16 protein-coding genes are annotated in these 18,396 nt (G+C 63.6%); 7 read left to right on the top strand and 9 right to left on the bottom strand.

Annotation, left to right across the window (positions count from 1 at the left end; all coding sequences use genetic code 11):
- Nucleotides 1–65: 65 nt before the first annotated feature.
- From F8O08_RS02825 to folP, 3 genes are read right to left on the bottom strand one after another with little or no spacing between them, the layout of a single operon-like run.
- Nucleotides 66–1,178: a hypothetical protein gene (locus F8O08_RS02825; protein WP_158042481.1), complete on the bottom strand. Its 1,113-nt coding sequence runs from the start codon at nucleotides 1,176–1,178 to the stop codon at nucleotides 66–68.
- Between the two features lie 28 nt (nucleotides 1,179–1,206).
- Entirely contained in the window at nucleotides 1,207–1,962 is a 756-nt protein-coding gene (locus F8O08_RS02820; protein ID WP_158038337.1) for a dihydrofolate reductase family protein, read from the bottom strand.
- Nucleotides 1,963–1,994: 32 nt separating this feature from the next.
- On the bottom strand, nucleotides 1,995–2,906 hold the full coding sequence (folP, locus tag F8O08_RS02815; protein ID WP_158038397.1) for a dihydropteroate synthase: 912 nt from the start codon (nucleotides 2,904–2,906) through the stop codon (nucleotides 1,995–1,997).
- Nucleotides 2,907–3,165: 259 nt separating this feature from the next.
- Between folP and F8O08_RS02810 the strand changes: the two genes are divergently transcribed.
- Nucleotides 3,166–4,527, top strand: a complete 1,362-nt coding sequence (locus tag F8O08_RS02810; RefSeq protein WP_225733543.1) for an MFS transporter — start codon at nucleotides 3,166–3,168, stop codon at nucleotides 4,525–4,527.
- A gap of 30 nt (nucleotides 4,528–4,557) precedes the next feature.
- Here F8O08_RS02810 and F8O08_RS02805 read toward each other — a convergent pair whose 3' ends face one another.
- Nucleotides 4,558–5,469, bottom strand: a complete 912-nt coding sequence (locus F8O08_RS02805) for a DMT family transporter (RefSeq protein ID WP_158038339.1) — start codon at nucleotides 5,467–5,469, stop codon at nucleotides 4,558–4,560.
- A 54-nt stretch (nucleotides 5,470–5,523) separates the two neighbouring features.
- On the opposite strand from F8O08_RS02805, the gene F8O08_RS02800 reads away from it, so the two are divergent.
- The gene (locus F8O08_RS02800; RefSeq protein WP_158038340.1) at nucleotides 5,524–6,756 is read left to right on the top strand and encodes a DUF2075 domain-containing protein; all 1,233 of its coding nucleotides are present in this window, start codon (nucleotides 5,524–5,526) and stop codon (nucleotides 6,754–6,756) included.
- Nucleotides 6,757–6,791: 35 nt separating this feature from the next.
- Here the strand turns inward: F8O08_RS02800 and F8O08_RS02795 are convergent, their stop codons facing one another.
- Nucleotides 6,792–8,336, bottom strand: coding sequence for an MFS transporter (locus F8O08_RS02795; protein ID WP_158038341.1), 1,545 nt, complete (start codon nucleotides 8,334–8,336; stop codon nucleotides 6,792–6,794).
- A gap of 837 nt (nucleotides 8,337–9,173) precedes the next feature.
- On the opposite strand from F8O08_RS02795, the gene F8O08_RS02790 reads away from it, so the two are divergent.
- Nucleotides 9,174–9,581: a hypothetical protein gene (locus F8O08_RS02790; RefSeq protein ID WP_158042480.1), complete on the top strand. Its 408-nt coding sequence runs from the start codon at nucleotides 9,174–9,176 to the stop codon at nucleotides 9,579–9,581.
- Nucleotides 9,582–9,865: 284 nt separating this feature from the next.
- Here F8O08_RS02790 and F8O08_RS02785 read toward each other — a convergent pair whose 3' ends face one another.
- The 3 genes from F8O08_RS02785 to F8O08_RS02775 all read right to left on the bottom strand — a co-directional run bounded on the left by F8O08_RS02785 (nucleotide 9,866) and on the right by F8O08_RS02775 (nucleotide 14,901).
- Nucleotides 9,866–10,300, bottom strand: a complete 435-nt coding sequence (locus tag F8O08_RS02785; protein ID WP_158038342.1) for a hypothetical protein — start codon at nucleotides 10,298–10,300, stop codon at nucleotides 9,866–9,868.
- 3,079 nt (nucleotides 10,301–13,379) lie between these two features.
- Nucleotides 13,380–14,237 carry an RHS repeat-associated core domain-containing protein gene (locus tag F8O08_RS02780; RefSeq protein ID WP_192496904.1) on the bottom strand — a complete coding sequence of 286 codons (858 nt, stop codon included), beginning with the start codon at nucleotides 14,235–14,237 and terminating at the stop codon, nucleotides 13,380–13,382.
- A 256-nt stretch (nucleotides 14,238–14,493) separates the two neighbouring features.
- Nucleotides 14,494–14,901, bottom strand: coding sequence for a hypothetical protein (locus F8O08_RS02775; protein ID WP_158038344.1), 408 nt, complete (start codon nucleotides 14,899–14,901; stop codon nucleotides 14,494–14,496).
- 570 nt (nucleotides 14,902–15,471) lie between these two features.
- On the opposite strand from F8O08_RS02775, the gene F8O08_RS02770 reads away from it, so the two are divergent.
- Nucleotides 15,472–15,912, top strand: a complete 441-nt coding sequence (locus F8O08_RS02770) for a hypothetical protein (RefSeq protein WP_158038345.1) — start codon at nucleotides 15,472–15,474, stop codon at nucleotides 15,910–15,912.
- Nucleotides 15,913–16,028: 116 nt separating this feature from the next.
- Nucleotides 16,029–16,475: a hypothetical protein gene (locus tag F8O08_RS02765; RefSeq protein WP_158038346.1), complete on the top strand. Its 447-nt coding sequence runs from the start codon at nucleotides 16,029–16,031 to the stop codon at nucleotides 16,473–16,475.
- 118 nt (nucleotides 16,476–16,593) lie between these two features.
- Here the strand turns inward: F8O08_RS02765 and F8O08_RS02760 are convergent, their stop codons facing one another.
- Complete coding sequence (locus F8O08_RS02760) at nucleotides 16,594–17,343, bottom strand: sulfite exporter TauE/SafE family protein (RefSeq protein ID WP_158042479.1); 750 nt, start codon at nucleotides 17,341–17,343, stop codon at nucleotides 16,594–16,596.
- 75 nt (nucleotides 17,344–17,418) lie between these two features.
- On the opposite strand from F8O08_RS02760, the gene F8O08_RS02755 reads away from it, so the two are divergent.
- Both F8O08_RS02755 and F8O08_RS02750 read left to right on the top strand, forming a co-directional pair.
- Nucleotides 17,419–17,772 carry a metallopeptidase family protein gene (locus F8O08_RS02755; protein WP_158038348.1) on the top strand — a complete coding sequence of 118 codons (354 nt, stop codon included), beginning with the start codon at nucleotides 17,419–17,421 and terminating at the stop codon, nucleotides 17,770–17,772.
- Nucleotides 17,753–18,361, top strand: coding sequence for a DNA-3-methyladenine glycosylase I (locus F8O08_RS02750; RefSeq protein WP_158042478.1), 609 nt, complete (start codon nucleotides 17,753–17,755; stop codon nucleotides 18,359–18,361). The genes F8O08_RS02755 and F8O08_RS02750 overlap by 20 nt, the downstream gene beginning before the upstream one ends.
- The last annotated feature ends 35 nt before the right edge of the window (nucleotides 18,362–18,396 follow it).

Here is an 18,396-nt window from a genome sequence, read left to right as displayed (position 1 = left end):
AGGCTAACACGCTCGTGCCGTCTCTCTGGTCACTCACCCGATCGAAGCGACGCGGCGAGCACCTGCTACCGGGGTGACGGCGAAGCACTCTCGGGCCCAGACGCGGAACCGCCTGACGACTGCATCGGGTAGGACCTCCCCTCGACGGTGGCGTCAAGGGTGTAAGCGCCTCCGTGCTTCGCGAACACCTGCTCGATGGCAGCGATCGTCTGCTGCCAGAATTCGTCGGCGTCAAGACCTCTCACCCCCGTCTGCCCGTCGCTGGAGTAGAACTCGAAGCGGCACTCTGTCGCCGGTTCTGTTGTCTGCCCGGTCGCCGGCTTCGACGCCTGCCCTGACGTCAGCGTGCACGACGGGCGCCGGACGATGCCCGCTGGCAGCCCCTCGAGCACGGCGTCAAGGTCGCCGAAGAGCTGCACGTAGCCGTCATTCCACAGACCGGGCTCGTCTGCGCTGATATCTGCGATCAGGCCCTCTTGCTCATACGTCTCGTAGCCCGGGCCCATCACGGTGATGGCGGCATCGCGCACGTCGACGTGCTGCAGCTGCAATGCGCTGAAGGTCGATGTCAGCTGCGGAACCGCCTGACCGAGGGTGTCGGCGCGCAGCGTCTGACTGAAATCTGCAACGGGCCGATCGCTGCGATATCGAGATGAGTGCAGACGCGTAAGATCGACTCTGGCCTCTGGCCGCCCGCTCATCGTCTGCACGAGCTCACGCATGCCGGCCTCGTCGACCTCGATCGGCAGCGAGAACCTCATGCTCGAATCGACGTCACCGAGTTCGACCGAAAGACTGCCGTACATGACGTCGTGCAGTGACGAGTCATCGATCGCCTGCTGCACTTGGGCGACGGCCTGCTGCGTCTGCTCAGGTGTCGCCGTCGCGTCGAAGGCAAGGTCGACCTGAAGACTGCTGCCAGAGTCGATGCCCGAGTTGAACCTCACATCGCTCTTCTCTCTGTTGACGCCCGGCAGCCCGGTGATCAGCTGGTCGATGCTTCGGGCGTCGTTGACTCGTTGCTGCCCGACGCACCCGCTGAGGGCGAGCACCGTGCACAGCAGTGCGCCCAGCGCGGCGGTGCGCCGGCTGCGACGCCGCCATGTCATCGTGCGTGCGTCGGGTGCCTCGCTGTGGTCCTGCTCTGCTGTCGGCGGATGCTCTGGTCGCGTCGGCATGATGGCCTCCTGTCGATCGATTGCGAGGTTAGTCTCGGGCCCGGCGATATCTGAGCAGCAGCAGATCGTCTGAACGCAGAGCGTCGCAGAGACGAAAGCGCCGGGAGAACTCTGCGACGCCGTGCGTCAGACGCGGGCCGTCGCCGCCGACGACGAGGGCGTCGAGCGACAGACACAGTTCGGTGACCGCATCGGCGTCGAAAAGCGCCGATGCCAGATGAGGGCCGCCCTCGCACAGCACGTCACAGAGACCGCGTGCGTGCAGTGCGGCGACGAGCCGAGTCATGTCGATCTCTGTCTCGCCCACGACGACGACCTCGGCCACCTCGGCGAGCGCAGCACGACGATCGGCGTCGGCACTGGCCAGCGTGAAGACGATCGGTCGTGTCGGCGCGTTCACGAAGACATCGCTGCCCGGGTCGAGAGCGGCCCGGCCCGAGACCAGTGCGAAGGCGGGATGTCGAGACAGGCCGTGCGCCTCACGCCACGCGGCCGAGGCGTCGTCGACGCGCATCGCCCCGTAGCCTTCGTCACGTGCGGTGCCTGCACCGAGCAGAACCACGTGCGCCCGGCGACGCAGCAGGTCGAAGACCCGGTGGTCGGCCTCGCCGCCCAGCGGCCCTGAGACGCCCCCGACCGTGACCGCGCCGTCGAGGCTGCTCACGAAGTTCAGTCGGATGCGCACGCCGTCACCGGCTGGCCAGGCGTAGCGCCGCAGCAGGTCGTCGTCGCTCAGCGATGTCGCCGCATCGCTCGTCGTGATGAGTTCGGTGATCTCGCTCATGCTTCGACCCTACCGGCAGCAGCTGACAGAGCTCAGATGTTGTGCCGCTCGTAGGCCGGTTCGCGCCACCCGAGCACGGCTTCGACGAGCCGCATCGCATCGACCGACTCCCGCGCGGCGTGCATGCGCACGATGCGGGCTCCCTGCATCGCGCAGATCGTCGCCGCGGCGAGCGACCCGGCCAGCCGGTCGGGCTTGTCTCGATCGAGTGTCTCGCCGATGAAGTCTTTGTTCGACACCGCCGCGAGCGCGGGCAGACCGATCTCGGCGATCTCTGCGAAGCGACGGGTGAGCTCGAGCGTCTGCCGGGTGCTCTTGTTCAGGTCGTGCCCGGGGTCGATCACGATGCGCTCGATCGGCACGCCGAGTTCGACCGCCCGGTCGACGCGACGGCGCAGAAAAGTCGTCACCTCGGCCACGACGTCGTCGTAGTGCGGATGCGGAAACGGCGTGCGAGGCCGGGCCAGACTGTGCGTGATCACAAGCGTCGCATCGCTGTCGGCGACCACTCGTGCGACGTCTGGATCGTGCAGCCCGGTGGTGTCGTTGACCACCGCCGCACCGGCCTCGATGCACGCTTCGGCCACTTCGTGCCGAAAGGTGTCGACCGAGATCACCACGTCGCTGCTCTGCGCCACCGCCTGAACCACGGGCAGCACCCGTGCAACCTCGTCGTCTGCCGGCAGCTCTGGCCCGGGGGCGAACTTGACCCCGCCGATGTCGACCCAGTCGGCACCGGCCCGCGCCGCATCCATCGCCGCCTCGACGGCCGCATCGAGTGCGAAGGTGCGCCCCTCGTCGAAGAACGAGTCTGGTGTGCGGTTGACGATCGCCATCACCGCGATCTGGCGAGAGAAATCGAAGCTGCGCCGACCGATGGTGCGACGAGGGTGCTGCAGCGGGGGCTGATAGAGGTGACCCGAAGTCGGTTCGCTGATGCGCATGCGCCCATTGTCTCGCAGACGCCTGCCCGACGACAGCGCACCGGAGGCTGCGGCGCGTTCGGCCGGGTGTATAGTCATGGCCATGCAGTTCTCGCGCAGCGCTTGGTGGTGGCCGTCCTTCCGACGGCACTGACCCGCGCACCGCGCACACATTCAGGCCGCCGATCGAGCGGCCTTTCGCATCTGTGCGATTCTCTCTCATCGGCGGCACGGCCCCGAATCCGATCAGACGATCGGCCCCATGCACAGAGAGATCACAGTGAATCAGCGCACAACCCACGAGCCATCACCGAAGCTGCACCTGCCCGATGACCCGCCCGCCGCGACGCAGCCTCGTCACGGCCTGCTCGGTCGCCTCGCCCTCGCCTCGGGGGTCGGCACGGCACTCGAGTTCTACGACTTCGCGCTCTACGCCACAGCCACCTCGCTGGTGTTCAACAAGGTGTTCTTCGTCGTCGACGACCCGTGGTTCGGGGCGTTCCTCGGGTTCGTGACCTTCGCGGTCGGGTTCTTGATGGCACCGATCGGCGCGCTGCTCTTCGGGCACTTCGGCGACCGGCTGGGCCGCCGAAACACCCTGATCGCCACGTTCACCCTGATGGGTGCTGCGACGTTTCTGATGGGTGTGCTGCCGAGTCACGCGACGATCGGCATCGCGGCCCCGCTGCTGCTGCTCTTTCTGCGTCTCGTGCACGGCATCGCCCGCGGCGGCGAGGTCAGCGGTGCGGCACTCATCGCGATCGAGCACGCACCGAAGGGCAGGCGCGGCCTGTACGGCAGCTTCGTGACCTTGGGGTCGCCCATCGGCGCAGGGCTTGCGAACCTGTCATTTCTGCTGATTCTGCTGCTGCCGCAGGATGTCGTGGCTTCGTGGGCATGGAGAATCCCGTTCCTGCTCGGCGGTCTCGTGCTCGTCGTCGGCCTGGTCACGCGTCTGCACGTCGACGAGACGCCCGTGTTCAAACAGCTGCAGAGCGAACGCAAAGTCGCGAAACGGCCCATCGCCGAGACGCTGAGGCACAGCTGGGGTCGCGTGCTCGGAGCGGCGGGTGTGATGTTCGGCTTCAACGCGTTTCAGTATGTGCTCTTCACCTTTCTGCTCTCGTTCGGCACCGAGCCGGTCGCCCAGCACGGGCTCGGCCTCGAGCGCAGTGTGCTCGTGACCGGCACACTGTTCGGCTGCCTCGGGCACGCCGTGACGATTCTGCTCAGCAGCGTGATCTCTGACCGGGTGGGCCGCAAGCCGGTGATCCTGACCGGAGCGGTGCTGCTCGCGCTCTACGCCTTTCCCATGTTCTCGCTGTTCACCGCTGGTTCGTCGGCTGACGCCGCCATGGCGATCGTGATCGGTTTCGTCATCGCCGGCATCATGTTCGGCCCGATGCTCACCTGGTTCTCACAGCTGTTCGCACCGGCGCAGCGTTACACAGGCATCGGCCTGGGCTTTCAGATCGGCGCGGCGCTCGGTGGCGGCTTCTCCCCGCTGATCGCGAACCGGCTTCTGGTCGCGACCGGCACCACCGTCTCGATCTCGATCTTTCTCGTGGCGGCGATGGCGCTGAGTCTGGTCTGTCTGATCGCCCTCCCTGAACGCCACCGTGAGGTTCCCGCCGATGCCTGAGTTCGGGTTCCCCCGTGGCGTCTCACGAATCTAGGTCGCCTGGGCGAGCGTGCCACGACGGGCCGCGGCGAAGCTGGTGATCACGACACCGGCGATGATGAGGATGCCGCCCAGCGCAGCCGAGACGGTGAGCGGCTGGCCGAGGGCGAGGCCGATCAGCACGACGAACACCGTGATCAGGTTGAGGTAGATCGCCGCCGTCGACGAAGGCACCACGCTCACAGCGCTGTTCCAGAGCAGGTACGACGCGACCGAGGGCAGCAGCGCGATCACGATCAGCCCCCACAGTGTGCCGGGCGCCTCCAGAGGAAGCCCGGCCTGCTGCACCACGGCGAAGGGGCCGAGCATCACGCAGACCAGCACCGCCTGCACCGCGGTCGACGTGATCGGCCGCACGCCGGGCACGCGCCCGTAGATCGTGTAGAGGCTCCACACCAGAATGGCTCCCAGCATGATGAGCTGCCCGACGTTGAAGTCAAGCCCGGCGAGCGTCTGCCAGCTGCCGCGGGTGAGCACCACGACGACGCCCACCAGGCTCAGCCCGATGCCCAAGACACCGGCCTTCGACACTCGCTGCCCAACCAGCACCACAGACAGCAGCACCATGAGCGCCGGGTTCGCCGCATTCACCAGCGACGCGCCGACCGGAGTGGTGAAGTGCAGCGCGGCATAGAGCAGTAGGTTGTAGCCGACCAGCCCCAGCAGGGCGAGCACGACCAGCCGCGGCAGCGCACGCACCACCGCTCGCCAGTCGGGGTGCTCGATGAGCTGAGCCAGTACCAGCAGGGGCACGGCGGCGATCGCCCAGCGCCAGAAGGTGAGCCCGACCGCCGACATGCCCTGCAGTACGAAGGCGCTCAGCTGATAGTGCACCGCCCAGAACAGGGTGGCTCCGATCATGGCTGCCGAGGCACGCAGGCTGCGTGCGGTCTGTGAGGTCATAGCGGCACTGTACTCGTTCGACGCCGTTGCGGCACGGGGCTACACTCGCCCACTGTGACTCCCTCTTCTCTGCTGGCTCCGCTCGACGACGACCAGCAGCGGCTCTTCGACCGCATCATCGCCTTCACAGATCGCTGCCTGTCGACGTCGCAGCGTCACGCAGTGTTCCTCGTGCAGGGCGCTGCCGGCACCGGCAAGAGCGTGCTGCTCTCACACCTGCTGATCGCGCTGACCGAACGCGCCCGCTCTGCGCAGGCGCCTGCCCCGCTGGCGCACGGTCGCATCCGCATGCTCGTCAATCATGCCGAGATGTGGCGACGCTACCGCGAGCTCGCCGAGCGCACTCCTGTGCTGCGGAAAGCCCAAGTGCTGCGGCCGACGCCCTTCATCAACGCTGCGGCCCGCGACGAAGCGAAGCAGGCCGACGTCGCTTTGGTCGATGAGGCTCATCTGCTGCTCACCCGCCCCGATCCGTACACCCGTTTTCACGGGAGCAACCAGCTCGCCGATATCATCGCAGCGAGCCGCGTCACCATCGTGGTCTACGACGACGCTCAGGTGCTGCGCATGCGTGCACAGTGGACGCCGAAGCTGCTCGACGAGGTGATCGGCCGTGCCGCCGTCGAACGCGGCGAGCTGAAACGCCAGCACCGCATGGGAGCCTCGCTGGCGGTGCGCGACTGGATCGACCGCACGGTCTCGGGGCGAGCACCCGTCGAACCGCCGCCCGCAGGCGACGGCGACTTCGGCATCCGTGTCTTCGACGACGCCGGGGCGCTCTACCGTGCGATCCGCAGCCACGATGGCGAGGGCTCAGCCCGCATGCTCTCGACCTATGACTACCCGTACACGCTCGACGGCGGCGATCACTTCATCGATGAGCCGGGCCTGCACATTCGCTGGGACCGCTACCGCCCAGATGAGCCGGAGCCCTGGACGACGCGAGCCGACACCGTCGACGAGGTCGGCTCGGTCTACACGGTGCAGGGCCTCGATCTCGACTGGGCCGGCGTGCTGCTCGGCCCATCGGTGGCGCTGTCGTCAGACGGGCGTCTGCGGATGCTGCCCGAGCGCTACGAAGATCGCGCAGCCCTGAACGGGGTGACCGCGCTGCGTGCCCGAGGCTGGTCTGATGGCGACGTCGAACAGGCTCGCGAACGCATTCTGCGAGATGCGCTGCTCACACTGCTGACGCGTGCGCGGCGAGGGCTGGGCCTCTATGCGCACGATCAGGCCCTGGCAGCGGCGCTCGGGGGTCGGCCGCGTGCCAGGGCCGAACGGTTGTGATCACGCACCGGGCAGGTGCGGCGGCCGGGTTCGGATCAGCTCTGAGAGGTCTTCTCGTGCGAGGCTGATCCGTCGACGACCTGCAGGGGCATCGTGCGGGTGTCGATGTACGGGTTCTCTTTCTGATCTCGCACCAGGCGTCGCGCCTCGGCCTCGGTCTCGACCGTCGGCATCGAGCCCAGCAGCGGACGCTTCGCGCTCTCACGCATGCAGAGCATCGCGATGCCGCCGAGCAGGCCGAAGAACATGATGTAGAACGCTGGCATGTAGTGGTTGCCGGTCAGTGCGATGAGCCCCTGTGAGAACACCGGGGTGGTGCCACCGAAGAGCGCTACGGCGACGTTGTACGAGATGGCCATCGCGCCGAAGCGTGAGGCGGTCGGAAAGAGTGCCGGCAGCGTGGCCGCAGAGATCGCGACGTAGAACGCCACGGGAATCGCGACCAGGACGAGCGCGCCCTGAATGGCCCAGAAAGTGCCCACGTGCATGAGCATGAATGCGGGCACCATCAGCACCAGCGTCGAGATCACGGCCATGCCATAGACCGGTCGGCGACCGATGCGGTCTGAGAGACGACCGATCAGGGGAAGGCACAGCGACATGACCACGAGCACGGGAACGGTCGCAGCAGCGGCCATCGTCGGGGTGGTTCCCACCTCGGTCTCCAGGTAGGAGGGCATATAGCTGGTGAGCGCGTATCCTGCGGTGTTGGTCGCCGCGACGATCGCGATGCCGATCAGCACTTCGCGCCAGTAGTTGCGCATGATGCCGACGATGCCCAGCCGCTGGAACATGGGGTCGTTGGCCGTCGATTCGCTCTCTTGCGACTGCTCGTCTTCGAAGTGCGGCGTCTCGGGAATTCTCGTGCGCAGATAGATCGCGACGGCGCCGAGCGGAATCGCGACGAGGTACGGAATGCGCCAGCCGCCGTTGACCATAGCCTGCTCGCCCCACGCCGATTCGGCGATGACCGTGGTGATCGCGACCGTGGCCGCGCCTGCGGCGAACCCCAGGTATGAACCGACGTCGAGCCACGAGGCGAAGTACCCCCGTCGTTTGTCTGGCGAGAACTCCGAGACGTAGGTGGTGGCACCGGCGTATTCGCCGCCGGTCGAGAAGCCCTGCACCATTTTCAGCAGGTACAGCGGCACCGTCGCCCACAGGCCGATCTGCGCCGCGGTGGGCAGCAGGCCGATCAGAGCGGTGGCCAGAGCCATCATGCCCATCGTGATGAAGAGCACCTTCTGACGACCGATGCGGTCACCCAGCGGCCCGAGCACGAGCCCGCCGAGGGGGCGAACCAGAAAGCTCACGGCGAAGCCCAAGAGCATGATGATCAGACCGGTCTGCTGAGGCAGCCCTTCGGTGAAGACGTGCGTCATCACGACGGCCAGATAGCCGTAGATGCCGAAGTCGAACCATTCCATGAAGTTACCGACCACAGTGCCGCCGATAGCCTGTTTCATCGGCCTTTTCTCGACGATCACCACGTCGTCTTTGCGCAGCGGTCGCCTTCTCACCTGCTGCTGAGCGGGCTCGTTTGAGCCCTGATTCTGCGAAGTACTGTCTTTCGTCTGCATCTCGACCTCTGTTCGTTTCGTGAACGCGGGAACGGAACGGCATCGCGAACGTGGCCCGGATGATCACGCACCCAGGCATCTGCGCTGAGGATCTCTCAGCGCAGCACGGACATCTTGCACAGCCCTGCCAGCCGCGCATCGGGCGCGGGGCATGGGCTACGGTGCCGCGGAACAGTCATCTCGACCGTCTTCCGCCGCCTGTCGACAGGGCGCTCACGCAGCTCTTCACGGGTCACTAGGACCCGACCGTTACAGGCAATAACGCACAAGTGTACCAGATATGGCTACTGCGACGTCGCTATCGCTGACCCACACCGCATGAACGTCACGTTCACGGGCTGAACGACACTGTCCATGCGCGACAGCGCTGGAGCGCCTGGGACATGCCAGGCAAGAGCACGGGATTCGGCTGCAGCCTTTTCAGAGAGGTGCCGCAACAACTGCCTGATTCGACCGGCTTGTGCGCCTTCGCCTTGACCTTCGATCGTGGGCACAGTGTCGGTTCGGTCATGCTGCTTCCGTGAGGCAAACGGATGCGGTGACAGCACAGACATCGTCCACGTACCGGGGACTCGACTCCCCGATCGAAAAGCTCCGTTCAATGAGGACTGAGACGCGGCGGTCGACCGTTGCAGGAACTCATCCGTGTGGTTTGTCCTTGCCATGCCCTGGACTCTGACTCCCCCCCAGCATCGTGCTGGAATCAGCTCGACGTGATCAGGGGTCCAAGTGGTAAACACCCGTCGGCGTAACATAGCTCGAACTGCGTCGCATTCAGCATGTCGATGCACCGTATGGATATCAGACGCCTGCAGCCGCTACAGATCGGGGGCACCTATGTTCACCAACTCACCCGGCCAGAAGAGGCCGCGAAAACCGGGCACCATCATTCCTTTCGAACAACGCCTCACCATGATCGCAGTGCTCATTGTGTTTGCGCTGCAGCGCATTCTCTTTCCAGCATCCTCGGTACTCATCGCGTTCATCTCGGTCGCAGTCATCGGCGGTCTCTTCGCTGTTCTCTGTAACCGCATCGTCACCGCAGTACAGAAGAGCAAAGCGCCCTCACGAGCCGAGTTGAAGTGGGCTCTGAGGTACTTGCGATGGTCACAGCCACACACACCCGTCCACCCCGATGAAGCTTGGGTAGACGCACTCCGTCGGCGTGGCGTCACAGACGGCCGCATCGCGCTCATCGGCCCAAACATCCAGCAATATGCGCAGAACAGATACGGGCTCGCCTAAAGCAACGCCCCGACCAGCCCAGCACGCGCGTCGTCATCTGGCAGACGCGCTTCCAGGGCGAGGCTTGCGTCATCTCGTGCGCATCGCATCCACACAGAACCGGCGCCGACTGCGTGGCCGACCGCCGTGAGACAGACTGGCCGCATCATCCCCAGAGCCGCTCAAATCTGCACGCCGAAGATGTCGAGCAGCCCACGCAGCAGCGTGACCACACCGCCCGCATAGCTGATCACGAGCACGGCCATCCGATCCGCACCTATTGGCACTCTCTTCGCTACCAGGCTCTAGAGAGTGCGGAATGCTGTGGCTTCGGGGTCGAACATCCAGTCGAACACCCAGATACCTGCGGCGGCGCGCTGCGATAGCCAGCCCATCTCGAATTCGTAGGTTTGTCCCGGTTTCAGCTCAGAAGCGATCTGCTGCTGATTTTCACTCGTGATCTCGTTGAAAATGCCAACTTCTCCACACTGCTGAGTCTGAATCTTGACCATGGGCCGTGACGTTCGGGCAGTACGGCCTCCGCCAGACGCGGTCGCCGCCTCGGCCGAAGTCACCGTACACGGAACCCACTGTGCATCCAACGACTCCAACCACGGATTGATGAAAATCAACCCAACGAACAACAACATGACTATGCCTAAAAGAACGATCACACGGTTCCACCACCGCTTCAACGGTGAGCCCTGTGCATTTCCTTGCTTTTGAGAGTTGGAAGTCAATGCCTCGCGCTTCCTTTTGTCAGAGCTACTTGGCATGGATGCCCATAGTCGGCCTTGTACCACCCGAGACAAACCCATTCACTGCTACCTGCCACAAATTGGCACCCTGCGGAATCCTTGCGCAGCCGCTCCACGCATCGCACTATTGTGCACCACAACCCCATAGTAAGACCTTGTGTTGCATCGGGACCAGCAGGAGCAGAGCTCACGACAGCGCGCTCCGACTGAGTCTGCGTTCTTCATCGCTCAGTGGCCGCTTGCCCACACGTTCTCGCCACTGATCGACCGTCTCATCTTTCCGCCGTGCACGCACACTCACTGAGGAAGCACTCCTGTCTGCTGCCCGATGTACTTCACATTGTCGAACGCCCACTGCACATGTCGTGCCGCCGAGGCCACACCAGGATCCATGCCCCACGTTGGCTTGGGCATCAGATCATCGGCACGAGGAAGCGAAACGGCAGCCACGAACGGGTCCAGCACGTCGCACTCCCGACCTGCTACTCATCCCGGTCTGAGTCGTTTGCCGAACGGTTCTGCTGCGGTGCTGACGACACCCATCTGGAGACAACTCGGTCAAGACGCGGTCCGTACCTTCTCGCAGGCCGCCACTCCTGGGTGCTCTCCACCTGCCCGCGCATAAACGCTTCAGCAGATGCCCGGGCAACCGCAAGCGGAACCCGCAGCTGGCCAGGCACACGAAAAGCATCAACCCCAAAAGCAACACGAGCAGCCCTGCCATCAGCGTGAGCATCCTGGAGCATCTGCCAGTTCCCTCGACCCACCAGAGCACTGCGCATATCTGAGACCGCCACCACAACGTCATCGACATCGCTTGACCCCACAAAGAGCGCGCGCTGATCACCAACAAGCAGAAACGAGCGCCGCCCGACACCCTCAGCCATCAGACCCAGCTCGTCTTCAACTCGTTCAACACCCCCCCGAACGATCAGCCACGACCAGACCAACCACCTCCGCACGCACATCACGCCCGAACAACCACACATTCCCAGCAACCCCACACCAACGAGAGAGGAAAACTGCCGCGTACAAACTCACTTGGGCTGCAGGCCAGCTACCTCCCATCCAGCCGATGAACACTGCACCGCCACTAAGAAGAAGTAGCTGCGAGAGATACCCGGGGACTAAGCCACAGAGAAGAAACGCTACAGAGCTGAAACACGTTGCCCCGACAAACAGCAAGAGCGACTGGGCACAAAGCAAAGCAGCATTGAAGCCTTTTGTCCACAGAAAGCAGATCACTGCGCATTGAATGACAAGCACAGAAACTGTTGCTATGAGTGCCGCTGGGCCGGGGAGAGCTGGGTACAGAGCCCGTCGTCCATTGGGGAACAGCCCTGCCCTCATTGCGCCGTAGTCCAGACGAAGTCCGTCATACCGTTCACCGCGAGAGGAACAGAATTGCCAACGAGCAGGGATGCTGCGTTCCGGGCACCGTCTTGGCCAATGAAATAATCGACTCCCGAGGCGCCGTGCTGGTACATGCTCGCCAGATCCTTCGCAGCACCAGGGCCACTGAACGCGGGGATGTGCCCGACACCAGTTGCGGCAGCGCCACCAGCTGTAGCTTGAATCAACGTCTTTCCCCAATCAGTCTCATGGCCAGACACTCGATCAGCGGTGACCGTACCAGCAAGCACGGCTGTCGAGTTCATCCCGAACTCCCCGACAATGCGCCCCATTGACGTTCTACCGACGCTGCCGATCCAAGGACCACCGAGCCCCCTATACCGTGCCGCCTTCCTCGCACCTGAAGACGCGACACGGGCCCAAGCCCGCCACCAATAGGGCCAGATATGCCTGACACGCCGGCCTGAGCCCAATCAATATGCCCGGTCGTCGCCTTCAGAATTGCCGCATCGGCATCAGATGAGATCACCCCTATGCCAGCTGCCTGTCGTCCACGAACACGAGTGGGTTCTACCGGCAGAGAGCTTCACCCAAGTACACATCGTGACGCGGGTAGCTGAGAAAAGCAACGTCTAGGGACGTACAACTGTCACGCGGCAAGAGTAGTAGCAAAGTATGGTCGGGCTCTTCGGCCACATCACAGCCTTGAAATCACTGTAGGACTGTGCCCTAGACTCTTAGTTTCTTCCTGATACCAGATATGCATGAATGGGCACCATTTGACCAGCCACTATCATCAGTAAGAAGATTGGGATTACGACAAGCAGCGCGATACGAGTTGACGTTGAAATATCCCCGGCATCCGGTTTTCTGCCTACGAACCAAATACGCAGAAGTAGCAAGGGTGCTAGTACCAGTGCAAAGAGTGGAATGTGGGTATCTGCATCTTTAGACCTGCTATATGAAATCGTGGTACTGAGAGGTACTTGCGTGCAGATCCAGACCCCAGCAGAGACAACAATCACCATTGAAACAGATACCATGGCTTGGATCACATGTACAGCGCTGCGACCTAGTCTTCGTTCCCGTGGAGTAAGCGGATGCTTGCCGAGTCTTGCTCGGCGCTCGTCAATAGTTTCGTCTTTCTGTCGTACGTTCTCATTCATTGGGGAAGCACTCCTGTCTGCTCTCCGATGTACTTCACACTATCGAACGACCACTGCACATGCTGCGCCGCCCACGCCACGCCAAGATCCGTACCCCACGTTGGCTTGGACAGCAGATGATCTGCGCCAGGAAAACGAGACATTACCCCACCAGTAAATGCATCGAATGCCACTTCCTCAGGGCTGTAGGAACTTCCGTCGAATGTGTGTGTGTCAGCCAGCTCCCTCCCACGCCTCCAGCGCTTGACATGCCCATTTCAATCAGCAGCTGTCCATATCTAGATGTCGCATGTGCGCCGAGTGGTGCGGCTGGGGCTGCAATGAGCCCGCCTGCTGCTCCGCCGGCTGCTGCAGCAGCAGCACCTTGGACCGACCATTTGCTCTGAGGTGTCGTCACAAAGTAGGTGCCGGTATTACCTACGGCCCCGACCCCGGAATCGATAGCGGCACGCACGCCCAACGACTTTGCACCAGGACTCGTCGCGACCCGTGTAGCGAACTCACCAGCTTGGCGAATTCCAGCTCCTGCGTTCAATGCCACCTTATCGAGCGCCGTTCGGGCGCCACTCTTCACGCCAGCCGCAAACGTGCTCGTGCCCAGTGTTTGTGTGCCGAGCGTGGCCGCGCCTTTGCTGGCGCTCCAGGCTGGGCCCGCCGCCCCGAGTATCCCGCCGACGAGTGCGTCGCGGCCGACGGTGATCCAGTCGATGCTGCCTGTGGTCGCTTTCTGTCCATACCGCAGAGATGAACGCGCCGGAGGCGGCGCCGATGAGGACCGCGCCGACGGGGCCGCCGACGCCGGTGAACATCAGCCCCACACCGACAGCGATCGCTGCGCCAGCGGCGACGTATTCCCAGTTGTCGTTCCACCAGTCACCGACAGCCGCTATCGCTCCGTGGTGTGCGTCGTCCCATGCGGCCAGGTCGGCATCGCTGAGCGGGGCGAGGCCGGATGGGTCTGACATGCCGACTGGGTTGTTGCCCGCGTACGCGTACGCGTTGGTCTGCCACCCGGCTCCGGGCACGCCCGGCACGGGGTCAACGGCCAGGAACCCGCGAGTCGCCGGGTCGTACACCCGCGCGCCCATCCATTCCATGCCTGAGAACACCACACTGCCGGCACCACTGAGCGACACGCCCGCGGGCAGCCCGACAGCAGGCAACGACCCCGCCCGGCCACCGGGCACCTGCCCGCCAAACACCTGGCCGCCAGGTGTCTGGCCGCCGGGCGCTTGGCCTCCTTGGGCTGGTGTTGACATGTCGGTGCGGGCAGGCTCGGCGTCTGACGTCTGCCAGTCGGGCACCGCCCACGGGTCAGCGGCGAACGAACGAGTCTGACGCGCCGTGGCACCACCCCACCCCGCGGCCGTCCCAACCAGCCCGGCAGGGCCAGTGACCACCGGGGAGCCACCCACAGCAGCAAGCCGAGGCAGCCTGTCAGCGACATCCCAGGTCAACGCCACCCCATCGATCTGTCGCAGACACCCGAGCACATCCACCCACAACACATGCCCACCAGCAGCGACCACAGACACCCGGCGCGCGGCATCACGGCTCACCTCGGCATCACCGACACCCTCATGGGTGACTGCGGTCACACGCCCGGCCGCGTCGCGCCGGTAGCGTGTGAGGCCGGCAGGGTTGCAAGGGTGTCTCTTAGGCGAGTCCGTATCTGTTCTGTGCATATTGCTGGATGTTTGGGCCGATGAGTGCGATGCGGCCGTCTGTGACTCCACGGCGACGAAGTGCGTCTGCCCATGCTTCGTCCGAATGGAATGCCATGTTTGGCTGTGACCATCGCAAGTACTTCAGCGCCCACTTTGTTTCGGCCTGTGTTGGCGCTTTGCTCTTCTGCACTGCGGTGACGATGAGGTGACAGATGAGTGCGGAAAGCCCACCGATGACTGCACCTGAGATGGCAGCGACGAGCACCGAAGACGCTGGAAAGAGTGCGCGTTGCAGTGCGAACACAATGATCACGACGAGCATGGAGAGGCGTTGCCCAATGGGAATGACTGTGCCCGGTTTTCGCGGCTTCTTCTGCGCAGGTGAATTGGTGTACAAAGCTGCCTCCCCTGTCTGTACGGGCTACAGACGTCTGATGTCGATACGCTTGCGCCGACATATTGGATGCGACGCAGTTCGAGCTATGTTACGCCGACGGGGCGTTTTGTTCTGCTGAGCGCTAATCACTCTCAATGCCAGTTGCTGCTTTGAGGAAATGTTGGCGAAGCTGGACGATCAGCGGGATTTCACTGGACAGAATTCGCTGTTGGGCGCGCAGAGATGCGATCCTTCCGAGTTGAATGCCTGGAAGACCCAGGTCAGCTTCAGTTTGTGTTCGTCCTTCCCGACTCGCGAAAATCTAGCTCCATATGCGCGGCTGCGGAACTCTGCAGATAGGCTGATTGGTGGTGGCACGGCGTGGGCTGGTGACGCGGTGGGCAAGTACATTGGCGGGGATCCTATGCAGACCACCGATATATTGGGGGATGTGACGAGTGGTTGGGCGACGGGGTGGGTGCCGGGTGCGAAGGACATGGAGCCCGGTCATGGTGGTGGTGCACATGCTGCACGCTCTGCGATGAACATCGGGTGGGGGTCACTCACCTGGGCATTGTCAGGAGGCCCGCAATGAAAGAGCTCAGCTCAGAACAACTCGACAAACTCCTGGCCGAAACCAACGCGGAGTTCAAACAACGAGATCGTCCTCCGATGCAGAAAGAGGAGCTCGCAGCCGGTATCCGCCTGTCATACCAACTGTCCTGGGTTCTGCTTGCCGGTGCGGTGATCTGCGCCGGACTGCTGGTGTACGTCCTCACCCAAGTGCCATGGAACACCTACGTGCTGTACAACGGGCGCGGGCGCACCAACGTACACATGTACCTATACACATTGCTGGTCGCTCCGGTCGGGCTTGGCATCTTCACCGGCTTATCCAGACGCCCCAAAGGCGGCACGATCCCATACAGCCAACGGAAACTCTCAGTGGCCCTCGTTGTGCTCATTGTGCTCTTCGTCGTTGGGATCCAGATCGTGGGCGCCTACTCATACTTAGCCAACGGAATGCAGTAGGCAAGGGCACATCCGCACGCCCGTCGCCTTGCCGTGGCCGCTGCCAGCAGTGCTGCCACAGGCACGCTCGACGAACTCACCGGTAAGATCATCAAGAGGACTCCGGGGGATGAACCATGAGCAAATTGAAGATCACTGACGCAGAGCTCGAGCAGATCCTTCGGGACTGTAATGCGGCTTTGACATCTCATGATAAGCCAGCCATCAGCAAATCTGAGTGTTTCTCGGGTATTTTGTTGTCGAGGAAGTTGGCCTGGATTCCGTTGGTTGCGTCGCTGCTGGGGTTTGCCATGCTGGGGTTCGTGATGACCCAGATCCCGCTGAACTCGTACATCCTCTACAACGGCCGCGGGGCAAGCAACGCACACGTACATATGTACATTATGCTCATCATCCCCATCGGACTATTCGCACTCGGCTTGGTAGGCCGGCGACCGAAGAATGGCACAATCCCTCCCAGCCAACGACGACTCGCAATACAAACTATGTGGGGCGTTACCCTCTTTTTTCTTGCTGCTCAAGTGCTCGGAATGTACGTGTTCCTGACAGAGAGTTTCTCGTAGTACGCGCTACCAGCGCGGGGCCCGCTGCGTCTCGTGCACATCGCATCCACACAGAACCGGCGCCGACTGCGTGGCCGACCGCCGTGAGCCAGACTGGCCGCATCATCCCCAGAGCCGCTCAGATCTGCACGCCGAAGATGTCGAGCAGCCCGCGCACCAGCGTGACCACACCGCCCGCATAGCTGATCACGAGCACGGCCATGCGCGCCGCACCCGCCGGCACCTTCTTGGCCACCAGACTGCCGCAGGTCACACCGAGCACCAGCATCACGAAGATGCCGATCCAGACCAGCGTCGGCAGGCTGACCAGACGCCCGGGGTCGATCAGAAACTTCACCAGGAACGAGGCGACGCCGGTCATCATGAAGAACGGCTGCAGCGTCGCAGAGAACGACTTCTGCGGCCACTTCGAGAGCACCGCATAGACCGTCATCGCCGGCCCACCGATGCCCGCAGCCGAGTTCATCGCACCGGCCGCGAACCCGCTGCCGGCGATCCAGCTCGGCCCCGCCGCGACGAACGAGGTGCGACCGATCAGCTGCGAGACGGTCAGCGCGATGATCAGCGTCGCGCCGATGATCGCTTCGAGCCACTCCCCCGGCAGTGCATGCGCGAGCATGCCTCCGGCGACGATGCCGAGCAGCGTCGTGGGCACGAAGCCGATGAACCGACGCCAGTCGACGTCTCGCCAGACACGGCTGAGCACCAGCGAAGCCGAGACGATGGCTGCGAGGTTGAGAATCATGACCCCGCTGTAGGGGCCCAAGAGCAGCACGATGAAGGGCGACACGACCAGCCCGAAGCCCAGGCCGGTGATGCGTTGGGCGAACGAGCCGATGAAGACGAGAATGAGCAGCGCTGCGATCACCGGGGCAGGCTACCTCCTGCAGCCCTGTTCTCCTACTTCACAGCGACAGATGTCGGCGATCGCTATGATGACCTCATGCCGATCGAGATGGACGAGACCCGCTTCGCAGAGCTGGTCGACGACGTCTTCGACGAGATTCCGCAACAGGTCATCGACGAGCTCGACAACGTGGTCTTCGTGATCGAGAACCGGCCCGCCGACGGGTCGCTCGATCTGCTCGGCGAGTACGACGGCCTCGCGCTGACCGAACGAGATGACTACGGCATGGTCGATCTGCCCGACCGCATCGTGCTCTATCGCGAGTCGCTGCTCGACGTCGTCGACGACGAGCAGGCCCTCGTCGAACAGGTGCACATCACTTTGATGCACGAGATCGCGCACTACTTCGGCATCGACGAAGAGAAGCTGCATGAGCTCGGCTGGGGCTGAGCTCATCGTCGGCTCCGATGGTCGGGCACGCCCGCGGTGGGCGGCCACAGACCCACTGCTGCGCGACTACTACGACACCGAGTGGGGTCTGCCCGTCACTGACGAGCGCGGCGTCTTCGAGCGGCTCAGTCTCGAGGCGTTCCAGGCCGGCCTGTCGTGGCGCACGATCCTCGCCCGGCGACCGGGTTTTCGGGCTGCCTTCGCCGACTTCAAAGTGGATGCCGTGGCCGCCTTCGACGAATCTGACGTCGCCCGTCTGCTGGCCGACGAGCGCATCATCCGCCAGCGCCGCAAGATCGAGGCGACCGTGCGCAACGCGCGCGCAGCCGCCGCCATGCGTGATACCGGTGGGCTGGCCGCGTTCGTCTGGTCGTTCCGCCCATCGACGTGGGATGCGCCGCTCACGCTGCATGACATCCCTACGCAGACCGCCGAGTCGCGTGCGCTGGCCGACGGACTGCGAGCGCAGGGGTTCTCGTTCGTCGGCCCCACGACCATGTTCGCCCTGATGGAGGCCATCGGCATCGTCGACACCCACCTGCCCGGGGCGCACCGGCCGGTCGCCGCAGGCGACGCTCACGGGTCTTGATGAGACTTCGCAAGATCGACACGCGACAACCCGAC

Origin of the sequence: Pseudoclavibacter sp. CFCC 13611 (assembly GCF_008831225.1) — a bacterium.
In the GTDB taxonomy this organism is placed as follows: domain Bacteria; phylum Actinomycetota; class Actinomycetes; order Actinomycetales; family Microbacteriaceae; genus Pseudoclavibacter_A.
Note: the sequence above shows the minus strand (reverse complement) of the source record. Positions and strands in the feature narration are given on the sequence as shown.